This window comes from Serratia sp. T13T92, from assembly GCF_047530105.1.
GTDB classification, from domain to species: Bacteria; Pseudomonadota; Gammaproteobacteria; order Enterobacterales; family Enterobacteriaceae; genus Chania; species Chania fonticola.
In genome coordinates, this window is record NZ_JBLJAK010000011.1 from 111,490 (window position 1) to 123,529 (window position 12,040).

The window sequence follows — 12,040 nt, forward strand, 5'->3', positions numbered from 1 at the left end:
GTGATCACACCGTCTTCGCCAACAACATATTGAATGACCGCTCATCCTGTCTCAGCGGGCTGAGCAGTATATGGGCAGCAGATTTACGGGCCTCGGGCAGCATATATCTCAGCAACGTAGCCGCCGTTCCCGAGGGGCCAACATCGATATACCGGTACTTCTCCCTGCCTTCCAGGCTCTGTACGGCTTCGCGCATACAAATCGGCCCACGGGCAATATTCCACATGATTGGTGGTGAAACATCGCCGCTCTCCGGTACCGCCAGGCACAAACTGGCCGGCAGTGTAGCGCGGCGAAACGCCACACCAGCGAAGGCGCCAAGCACCGCTTGGTGCGCCGATTCAATCCAGCGGGAATGGTAAGCACGAGACACCGGCATACGCTGGAAAAGCGCATTGCGCGCCATAAGCCGAGCCTCAACCAGTGCCAGGGCGCTACGCGGGAGCGATAACACAAAATGCGACTCGCCATTGACTGCCGCAATCTCAGCGTTGTGCCGCAGCACCTCCTCATCCAGCCAAAGACTCATGGGAGCTAATACCGCCAGCATGATGCCGGCGCTACAACAGTGTTCCATCGCCTGTGCCTGGCGAAACAACGCTGTCATCATCGCCTCTTCATCAGCAACGCCGCTGGCGCAAAGCGCGGCAAACGCCCCCATGCTCAAGCTCAGCACGCCGTCCGGCCGGCAGTCGTAATGTATCAGGGTCTCCGTCATGGCCCGTTCCAGCATGAAAATTGTCAGGCTGGAAAGCAGCGTGTCCTCAAAGGGGGTGCTTTTCGAATTCTCGTTGGCATAAAGCGCCGCAAGCGGCGAAAACCCGCACAAATCGGCGGCCATGCAATCAAGTGCATCCATCCGCTGGCGAAACACAGGGTTGGTCGCATAAAGCCCCGCTCCCATGTGGTAATACTGCGAACCCTGCCCCGAATACATAAAAATGGTTTTAACCGGTTGATTATCCGCCAACATTCATCTCCCTCCCTGTGCAGTCGGCCACGCCGCCTGAACGTTGTTCCACCGGCGTTTCACGTCGCCAGACCAAGCGTCCGTGCGACACCGCAGCGTCTTGCGCTTTTAGCACCAGATGATTGCCGTCAAACTCGAGCCAGCGCACCCGCTTTTCCCCTTCCAAATCCGGGTAAGAGGCGACATCGATATAGTGCGTAACCTGATCACCCTCGCGCGTATAACGCCCGGAATAGCTCATTCCCTGTATCGAGGCCCGCATATAGCGCAGCAGCCCCCGGAATTTAGCAAACACCGATACCTCACGGGTGTAAAACAGATCCGATAGAAACCCGATACGCTTTCTGCCCGATGTCATCAGTATGACGGACATATATCCGCTCTCGCTGTACACCAGTCGCCCGGAGGGGCACTCACCAAAGGGGTAAACGCGTTTCCCGTTTACCCGGTATTCCACAGACTCCAGCCGCCAGCACCCTACCAACTCCCTCATCATGCCTCCTTATCGCGCCGCTCTGATCGCAACCAGACCCGACGCACGCGGGTTCCGACGTGTAGCACGCCCCATTCAATTTCAGCGCCCTTGATCCACCAATTGGCCAACCGGCAGAGATCGCCATCAGCGGCGTAACGCTGCAATATCATTCGCTTCGCCTCGTCATCCAACAAACCGTCAAACACGCTGCCGCCCGGTTCAACCACACCGGACATCACTCCATCATGCGTCGCCACGGGATCATCCAGGAAACGGCGCAGAGTCTGGGCAAGCGCCGCCTGGTTGTCCGTTGTCACAGCCCAGCGATAACTGCCAGCCACGCGGCCGGTTTGCAGAGTGTATGCCACGTCCGCCAGGCGCAAATTGCGGTGCGTGGTGATAAAGCGTAACAACCGGCGCAACTCCGCCAGCAGTCCTTCCTCATCATCAGCAGCAAGCACCATAAGCTGAGTGGCCTGCTCCTCTGGCTCGGCTTCATCCTGTGGAGGTGCGACGCCCTCAATAATCGCGCCAGCATAAAAACCGCCGTATCCCTGCGAATTGATCATGGCGCGCAGCGGCACTTTTTCGCCCTCCTGAACATCAACACCCGGCATCTCCCACGGCGTCAGTTCCAGCGGCGTCCAGAACGGGGACTGCGGCAGATCCAGCGCCTTATCAAACGTGCTTCCCCGGTAAAAACCGGGCGCTAATTGGCCGTGTTGTAATTGCAAAACCACCTTAGCCAATTGAGAAATACCCGAAGCCGCACCGGCGTGCCCAATATTGGATTGCACCGAACCCAGAGCGCAGAATTGGCGATCTGCGGTATAGGAATCAAAAGCCCGGCTCATTGCTGCAAACTCCAACGCATCTCCCGCAGGCAGCCCAGCAGCCGCAGCATCAACGTAGCCGATAGTGCGCGGATCAATGGAAGAGCGACGGAAATTTTCGCGCATCAGTTCCGCCAGCTTGTTCACCGGATTTCCGTGTTCCCCTAGCGGTTCGACAAAGCCCGTCACTGTCGAACGGATCAGTGCTATCACGTTATCGCCATCCCGCTGAGCGGCAGATAACGGTTTCAGCACAACCGCTCCCGCCCCATCGGCGAATAGCATGCCGTCGCGCGTTTCGGAGAAACTACGGCTGTCCATCCGCGTTCCCATCAGATTGAAACGACACAATAACCGCCATGCCTGCTCATCAAACCAGGAAACACCTCCGGCGATGGCGACCCCACACTCGCCCCGCGCCAAACTCAAACACGCGGTATGCACAGCGGCCAGAGAAGAGGCGCTGTGCGCGTTTACCGACAGACTTGGGCCGGTAAAACCAAACAGGTTTGAAACAATGCAGGATGTTGCCGCCACGGCGGTCGGAGAGCGTAGCGTTTGCCGATCTCCGACATCGCTGACTTCACCAACATACACACCAACCGGTAATCCACTGCGCTGCGCCAGCGCTGCCGCATCATACCCAGCAGACTCAATCGCATTCTGTACGGCTTCGACAAACAGCGCCTGAGCGGGCGCAAGCCGCTGAGCGTCCTTGCCGGTGGGCGACATAACTAGCTCATCCTCCCGGACAAATCCCCCCCATTTGCTGTAGCTCAGCCCCTGCGCTATCGCCTCCTCACGGTTCGGGGTATAGAAACCTTCCAACGACCAGCGTTCCGGTGGCACTTCTTCGATGCAATCCTCGCCCGTTTGCAACTTTTGCCACAGCGCCCCGATATCCGGTGAACGTGCGAAGTGGGCGCTGATGCCAATAATCGCCACCGGTTCATCATTGACGGTGGGTTTCGCTTCAGCACCCATACTGGCGTTGCCGGCATTGGTCGGCGATACAACCCGTACGCTGGCTGGCTGCTCCTGAATACTACCGCTTGCCTTTGCCAGATAAGCCGCCAGCGCGCTAAGCGTTGGTGTTTCAAAGAACACGGCCGGCGTCAGCGTTAAGCCAAAACGCGCACTCAGCTTTTCGCTGAACGACATCAGGATCAGCGAATTCACACCAAACTCAGCGAGTGGAGCATCAAAATCCAGGCTCTCAACCGGCAGCATCAGTTGCTCAGCCACCATCGCCGCCAACTCCAGGCCGATCTGCCGGACTTGCCCATCGTCTTGCGCTTCTGGGTAGTCCAGTGCAATATCGTTTTGCTTCAGCGCCTCATCCTTCCTGAAAGCCAGCACAATCTGCTGCCCCCAAGAGTGGATTGCCGCCGCGGGGAACTCCACCGAACGCCATCCCCCCTCCTGCAGTATCTGTTGCCAGGTAGACGGCGTCAGGGCAGGCGTTCCCGGTAAACGCAGTGCCTCGTCTTCAAATAGCCACCAACCGTCAAGCAACGCAAAGCTCAGGTGCGTAAACATGTTGGCACTGGCGATTTCATTCAACAGCAGCAAACCGTTAGGTTTCAGCAAGCTCCGGCTGTTATGCAGAGAAACCCGCACATCTCTGGTGGCATGCAACACGTTGGCGGCAATGACGATATCGTAGCTTTCGACCGCGATCCCCTGCTCCTCAGGTGCGTTTTCGATATTCAGCTTCCGCGTACGCAGATACGGCGCCTGCGCGAGATAGTTTTTCTGACCATAGTGGAGGAAAAAATCGGAGATATCAGTGTAGGTATACTCCTCGATATTCCCGGCCCAAGGGGCTAGCTGGTCAAAAATCAGCCCACTGGTGCCGCCGGTACCGGCGCCAATCTCAAGGATACGTAATCTGACCTGCGGCGCCTGCGCCACACGAGCCTGCACATAGGTGGCAAACCGCTCCGCCAGCACGCCATTGAAGCGATCGGCTACCGGATTATTGCGGTAAACATTTTCCAGCAGCGCCATTTGCTCTTTGGCAAACAGCACCTCGGTAGTCTGCTTCTCACCACGCAAAATCGCCGCGAGGGACAACAATAAAGGCTCCATCAACTTCACCTGCGCGGTTAACACCGGGATCGCTGCCAGCGCCTCCCGAGCCGCCGCCCACTCTCCCCATTGGGTTTGCCAGTCCGGCGGGGCGACGCTGAGATCGATACCCCGCTCCTGCAACATCGCCAGCGTAGCCTGATACCAACGTCGGAAAGCAGGCGTGACTTTTGTCTCATCCGCCAGCCACCCCAGGCTGCCAATCTGTGCCCAGGCCAGCAGCGTGAGATGGCGTTCAAAGACGATCACTTTGTCTGCACCGTCAATCGGCGTCTGTTCCTGTTCCGGCGCCGGCATCAGCGTCACCCGCGGCGCAATAGCAGGCGGCGTAGTATTGGCTGCCGCAACTGCACCCAGAGCCGCCGGGAGACGTATCGCGGGCAATTCGCTCTGCGCACCGTCCGACAGCTGCGCCTTGACCCAGTATCGATCACGGGCAAACGGGTAGCTCGGCAAATGAAGCCGACGCGGCGGTTGTGAGCCAAACATTGTCGGCCACGGCAGCACGTACCCCTGGCAATACATATCCCCCAGAGTCAGCAGCGCCTCGCGCAGGCTTACCGCCTCTCGCGGCACGTTGATCCCGGCCAACAGCGTTTCTCCGTAAGTCTGCAACGTTTTCTGCGGACGGAAATCACGCCGGGTATGACCCTGGAGCAAATTCGCGGGCGCTTCCCCCTGTAATGTCAGCTCCAGCACAGAGGCTGCCTCATCGCCATCCTGCACTACCAGAGCACAGCGGTGGGTAAAATGATGGCGGCCATTAAGCAAGGTGTGGCTCATCGCCTGCAATTCGCTGGCCTGCCATGTTTTCGTCTGCAACAGCGCGCTCAATTGCCCTAGCGATTGCCGCAATGCCTCTGCCGTTTTGGCCGACAACACCAGCAGATGGTACGGCAACGGTGGCGTAACCGGCGTGGCCGACGTGGCAACGAGCTCCGCGCCCTGCACCACCACATGCGCGTTGGTGCCGCTCATACCGAAAGCGCTGACCGCCCCCTGCCTCACCGAGGCCGCCTTGATCGGCCACGAGCGCGCCTGCTTGTTGACGTAAAACGGACTGTTTTGCCACTCGATATATTGGCTTTCCTGTTCACAGTTAAGGCTGGCCGGAATAGTTTCATGGCGCAGCGCCTGGACCAGCGCCACCAGACTGACCAGTCCGGATGCTGCCAGCGCATGGCCCAGGTTCGGTTTGCTCGACGTCAGCGCGCAGAACCCCCGACGCGCAGAGTAAGGTTTGAATGCCTCATTCAACGCGTTGATTTCTATCGGATCACCCAGCGGCGTCCCGGTGCCATGCGTTACGATATAGTCAAAGCGGTCCGGCGCTATCCGATAGCGCTGGTAAATACTCTGTAGCAGCCGGGTCTGCGCCGTGCCGCTCGGCGCGGTGATCCCCTGCGTTTTTCCGTCATAGTTAATGCCGCTGCCGGCAATCACCGCATGGATCGGATCACCGTCCATCCGGGCCTGCGACAGGCGTTTGAGCACCAGTGCCACGCAGGCCTCGCCGGGCACCATGCCGTTGGCGCGCTGGTCGAAGGCATAGCAGATCCCATCAGGCGATGACATACCAGACATCGCCATCAGGCCAATCGCCATCGGCGTCGCCATCATGCTGACGCCAGCTGCGATCGCCGTGTCGCATTCCTGAGTGCGCAGGCTCTGGCAGGCCTGATGTAAAGCCACCAGGCCGGAAGAGCAGGCGGTATTGATCGCCATCGTTGGGCCATGCAGATCCAGCATGTAGGCCAGGCGTGAGGCAAGCACCCCGTTATGGCCAGCGGTCAGTGCGCCGACATCCGGCATCTCGCTGAACAACTGGGCATAATCGCCCTGCTCAACGCCGACGAACATACCGATATGATGCTGTTGCAATTGTTCGGGGCCGTAACCGGCATCCTCCAACGCCCGCCAAGCCTCCTGCAATAGCAGCCTTTGGCGTGGGTCCATGATTGCAGCTTCACGCGGCGAGATCTCAAAAAATAGTGGGTCAAACTCGTCAACGCCGGGCATCGAGCCCATCCGGTATTTCGCCGCTTCATCCCATCGCCCGTCCGCAGGCAGGCGCTCCGGCGGATAAGGCTGCACTACACAGCGCCCCTGCGCCAGAATGTCCCACAACGCCTCGGCATCGCGCGCCTGCGGAAAACGGCCGCTGATGCCGATAATGGCGATCGGATCGTCCATGGCAGCAGGTACGGATGATGATGTTTGCGCGCTCGGCACCTCTGCTTCGCTCAAGGTAGAAGCGGCGGACTCTCCAGCAAGCTGACCAGGTGCCTGATAAAACTCCGCCATCAACGGCTGGTATTCCTCCTCCAGGTAATCGGCCAGCCGACCCAGAGTGGGATAGTTGAAAAACACCGACGGCGACAGGGAAAACCCGTAATACTCATTCACCTTTTGGGTTATCTCCACCAGCCGAATTGAGTCAAACCCGTACTCCGCCAAATTGGCGTTCGGATCCAGTTCCTCACGCCGGATACCCAGCAGCAGGTGCACCTGCTGCTGCAAATCCCAGGCAATACATGCATTGAGACTCAGGCCCGCCATTTCCGGGTGATAACCCCGGCCGGCGTTTTGCCCCGGCTGAACGTCGGTAACGTCCGCACGCGGCTCTTGCACCGCCTGGCGCGTTAACGACTGCTGTAACAAGTGGGCCATACGTGGCGCATCACCTAACGTAATCAGCGGTTGCGTTTGATTATCCATTCGCAGCATCTGCTCCAGCAGGCGCATACCGTCCCCCGTCTCCAGCGCCCCCTGTCCGCTGGCCACCAGGTATTGCTCGATCAAGTCAGCATTTTTCTCATTCATGCCGCCTTCATGCCAGAGCGGCCAACCAAGGGTGATAATGCGTTTTTGCGGCTGCGCCTGTTGGCATAACCGCGCCCAAGCCATCATAAAACGGTTCGCCGCAGCGTAAGCACCGCTGCCGAAATCGCCGATAGAGGCCGACAACGAGCCGAAATAACAAGCCAGGTGCAGAGGCTCATCACACAAAATCTCATTGAGGATCTCAACGCCGACGGTTTTTGTTGCCAGAATTTGCCTGAATTGCTCGTCCGTGGTGGTCAGTAAGTCGGCCTGTTCCGACAAACCCGCCACGTGAATGACACCGTCAACCTGACCAAAACGTGCCTTCACTTGGTGATACGCTGCCGCCATCGCTGCCCGGTCGGTGACATCGGCCTGAACATACAGCGCAGAAGCGTTATTGGCTGATAACTGGGTAATCAATTGTTGCCTGGCAGCATCAGGTGCGCTTCGTCCACTCAACACCAGATTGACCCGATAGTGCGTCGCCAGATAATGCGCGGTTTGCGCACCAATGCCGCTCCATCCCCCGGTGATCCAGTAGGTCCCGCCATTACGGAACGGTGGTTCCTCCACCTCTGGCACCCTGGGCGTTATCGGAGCCACCTCACAGATATGGCGGATACCGTCCAGATACATCACATCCCGCAGGCTATCCTCGGCGAGTTCACCCCACAGACGTTCAAGCCAGATAGCAAGCCCGCTTCGCTGCTGTGCCCGTTCACCGACGCTGACGGCAACCATTGCCGGAAAACTGAATTTCAGCGAGCGGACCAGCCCGATACGGGCCTCAAGATAAGCCTGTGCCACATCGGTGGCGCCATGTCCCGCCCAGAGTAAGCGTCGGCACGGGATAGCACTCAGATTCAACGCCTTGAGCAACTGGAACATGCCGGAGAGATCGTCTTTGCCCTCGTCGGTCAGGGAGCAAAGATCCAAAAGTACATCAATGTCCGCCCCCCGTTCGGCAACGCGCCGCAACGCATTCAGGTAACCATCCACCGAACCGGAGCCCGCGTAGTAGACGTCGCCGCCTTCCGGTACATTGCCGGCGCTGCCGTTGAGGATAAACGAAACGCCGATCTCCGCAGCCACACCCGCAAAAAATTGCCTTATCTCGGCAAGTGACACGTCATCACCCGGCAGGCAGAGAATGTGCCGGATAGCGGGCGAAACGACACTTTCAAGTGGCTGTACCTGCCATTCCTCAGTAAAAAAAACGGGGTCATAGCGCGGCACGGATAATCGGCTGACCGCGATTTCCTCCGTGCCCAAGGCAATTTCCGCACTTCCGGCTGCCACCGGCGCGACCGATACACCTGGCACCCAGCAGCGCTCTCTGGCAAACGGATAAACCGGCAGGCTCAGTCGTTGCGGCTTATGTTCCGGCCATAGCCACAACCAGTCGATCTCCGCTCCCAACGCCCACTGGCGCGCCAGCGTCTGCAGATCTTCCGCCGCTATCCAGCGGCGAATCGTCTCATCACGCTCATGTTTGTCGGCAAATGCGATAAGCTCGTCAGGATCATGTTCCGTTTGCGGGGCGCCCACTGCCACGCGAAGCTGTTCCACCAGCCCGGCCAGTGAATCCACCACCAATGCCAGCCGGCAGTTCATGGCTTCACGGCCCGTTTGCAGTGTCCAGGCCAGATCGGCCAGATTGACCTGGTGTTCCGCAAGAAATCCCAGCAACTGTTCCGCCTGCATCCATAAACGCTCTTGGGTGCGCGCCGACAGCACGATAAGCTGCGGCCCCGCTACCGGCGTCTCTATGCTCTCCCCCCGATACTCTTCAATAATCAGGTGCGCATTCACCCCACCTGCGCCAAAGGACGACAGCCCGGCAACGCGCGGAAGTTCTCGCATCCTGCCGTTTACAGCCAGTTGCGGGCGCTGCCAGGGTGCACTTTGTTGCTGCACCACGAACGGCGTCTGACTGAAATCAATATGCGGGTTCAGGGTTGCACTATGCAGGCTTTTCACCAGTTGGCCGTGCTGCATCTGCAACAGAATTTTGCTTAAACCGGCCATGCCCGCCGCGCTCTCACAGTGGCCGATATTGGATTTCACCGAGCCGATAGCACAGTACTGGCGTTTATCGCTGTCAAACGCCTGGCTCAGGGCACGGATCTCAATCGGATCGCCCAATGCAGTACCGGTGCCATGTGCCTCCACATAGCTGACCGCTTCTGCGGCCACTCCCGATTCGCGTAGCGCACGGCGGATCGCCTGTCCCTGCAATTTGGGATTGGGTACGGTAAAGCCGTTTACCTTGCCGCCGTGGTTCAGTGCGCTACCCTTGATCACGCCGTAGATATGATCGCCGTCCGCCACCGCTTGATGCAGCGGCTTGAGTACCGCGGCGCCCACGCCCTCCCCGGGCACATAGCCATCACCTCCCTCACCAAAGCTCTGGCAACGGCCCGACCCTGAAGCAAATTGCCCATGTGCAAGCAGTATATATTTATTGGGGTGGACGGAAACGTTAACACCCCCGGCCACTGCCACACTGCATTCCCCGCGGCGCAGGCTGTGGCAGGCCAGATGGATCGCGGTCAGCGAGGATGAGCACATGGTATCCACGGCCAGACTGGGGCCGTGAAAGTTACAGAAATATGAAACCCGGTTGGCGATCGATGCTGCGCTGCCGGACAGGACCATTTCCTCGCCTCGTGCCTGCGCCTGCGCGCCATACAGCTGGTACTCCTCATACATCACGCCGACAAAAACACCGGTGGTGTTCCCCTCTGCCCCCAGCGTCCGGCGCGAGTAACCGGCATCCTCAACCGCATGCCAGGCGCACTGTAAAAACAGGCGTTCCTGCGGATCGATATATTGCGCATCCCGTGGTGAGAGGTTGAAAAACAGCGGATCAAACTCATCCACGCCGTCGATAAACCCGCCCCAACTGCTGTAGGCGGCCTGCTTCTGTTCCGGCAACTGATGAAAGTAACGCTGCCATTCCCAGCGCCACGACGGCAGGGTGGTGATGGAGTCAACGCCGCCCTGCAGGTTATGCCAAAACTGCTCCAGGTTAGCGGCACCGGGATAGCGACCACTCAGCCCGATAATGGCAATATCCAGCGCGCCTTCAGCCCCACCCGGCACCACTAGAGGAGCAGGAGATGGCCAGCCGCCGCTCCGCTGAGGCCGCCGCAGGCTGCCGGTTGACGGCAAGCCGCGCTCAGCTTCGTTTTGCCGGGACGCTGGCTGGTCGACATCCGGCAATGCCTGAAACGCCTCCTTATGATGCGTAATAAAGTACTGCGTCAGGTCGGCAATCGTCTGGTACTCAAAAAACAGCGTCACCGGCAGCGGCCCGAAAACCGATTCCAGATCGCGAATAAGTGTCACCGCCATCACAGAATCAATGCCGTATTTCTCCAGCGGCGCATACTCGTCAATGCGCGACACATCCAGATTAAGCGTACCGGATAGGCATTTTTTCAGATAGCGCACCATGCTTTCCTGCTGCGCATCATCGTTGGATACCGCCCTTGGCCGCACTGGTTCAGGGCGCGTCGGACTGGCGCCGCCCGCCAACCACTGTGTCAGCTTATTTTCGTCACCGTGCCAGACGGCAAGATGCGCCGCCGGATAACACAGCGCTCTGGTCATCACCCAGGGCTCCTGCTCCAGCGGCAGCGTGGCCATCAACCCGTTGCGCCGGAGATAAAAGCGCGTCGCCTCATCTGGCTGCATGCCGCCGCCGCTCAGTAGCGGCCAGTTCAACGACAGCGTGCGGCCATGACGCTCTCCTTTCTCCACACCCGCCTGGCGTAAACCGGCAAAATAATCCATAAAGCCGTTGGCCGCCGCGTAACTACTTTGCCCCAGGTTGCCAACGATCGCAGAAATAGAAGAACAGGCGATCAGCCACTCTAACGCGATATCGCGAGTTGCCAGATCGATAGCCATCAGGCCGGAAACCTTGGGCGCCAGCACCTGCTGCGCCTCGGCGGCGCTCATTGAACTCAGCAAGCGATCGTGCAACACCCCAGCGCAATGAATTACGCCATTCAGCCGCCCATGGCGGGCAATAATGCCCTGTGCCAACTCACCGGCTGCCTGCGCATCGCAAATATCCAACCCATGCAATTCCACGGTGGCACCCTGCGCGCGCAACGTCTCGGCAAACTGCTGCTGTTCCTCGCCATCAACGGTGCGTCCACTCAGCACCAGCACCGGCTGCTTCACTGCGCAGGCCGACTGCGCCAGACGCCGCCCCAACCCACCCAGACCGCCAGTGATCCAATACACGCCGTGATCTCGCCACGGTAGTGCATCCTCTGCGATAACATCGTCCGCACGGATCGGCGCCCAGTGCAAAACCTGGCGCGTTTCGCCGGCAAAACGCACCGACTCCGCCGCCGTATCTGCCTCATGACGCAGCATATCAACCCGTTGGGCGCTGTTGACCCATCCTGCGTCGTCCAGGACGACCAACTGCCCACGCAGACCTGGATGCTCGCGTTGCACGCTGCGCAGCATCGCGCCCAACCCCTGCATAACGCTGGCCTCTCCCTTATCTGTCACCACCAGCTGCAACCTGACCGATCGCGCCAGAGTATGGGCAATCCTGTCACGCAACAGTTCCAGCAGTTGTAGGACACAGGCGACATAGCGCCGGGCCACATCGCCGTCGGCACTCAACTGAACACAACGATCCGGGCTGTACCGTTCGTCCAATGACACATCAGGTGCCATCTCAACATCGCATAACACCAGCCACAGATCGTCATTGCGAAATGCTTGCGCGGCAGAAGGTGCCGGGAGCAAAGCCTGTTCCGTCCAGAGCGGCTCCAGCAGAAATGTCCCCATTCCCTGATTCACATTTTTCATCAATAT

General features: G+C 59.0%; 3 protein-coding genes. All 3 read right to left on the reverse strand.

All coding sequences use genetic code 11. The annotated features are described in order from the left end of the window. Positions 1 to 4 precede the first annotated feature (4 nt). From ACMV5I_RS13330 to ACMV5I_RS13340, 3 genes are read right to left on the reverse strand one after another with little or no spacing between them, the layout of a single operon-like run. Positions 5 to 973, reverse strand: a complete 969-nt coding sequence (locus ACMV5I_RS13330) for an acyltransferase domain-containing protein (RefSeq protein ID WP_414824553.1) — start codon at positions 971 to 973, stop codon at positions 5 to 7. After that, positions 960 to 1,466 (reverse strand): lipocalin-like domain-containing protein, encoded by a 507-nt coding sequence (locus ACMV5I_RS13335; protein ID WP_284121332.1) that lies wholly within the window; start codon positions 1,464 to 1,466, stop codon positions 960 to 962. The genes ACMV5I_RS13330 and ACMV5I_RS13335 overlap by 14 nt, the downstream gene beginning before the upstream one ends. After that, positions 1,463 to 12,034, reverse strand: coding sequence for an SDR family NAD(P)-dependent oxidoreductase (locus ACMV5I_RS13340; RefSeq protein ID WP_414824554.1), 10,572 nt, complete (start codon positions 12,032 to 12,034; stop codon positions 1,463 to 1,465). The genes ACMV5I_RS13335 and ACMV5I_RS13340 overlap by 4 nt, the downstream gene beginning before the upstream one ends. Between the last annotated feature and the right edge of the window lie 6 nt (positions 12,035 to 12,040).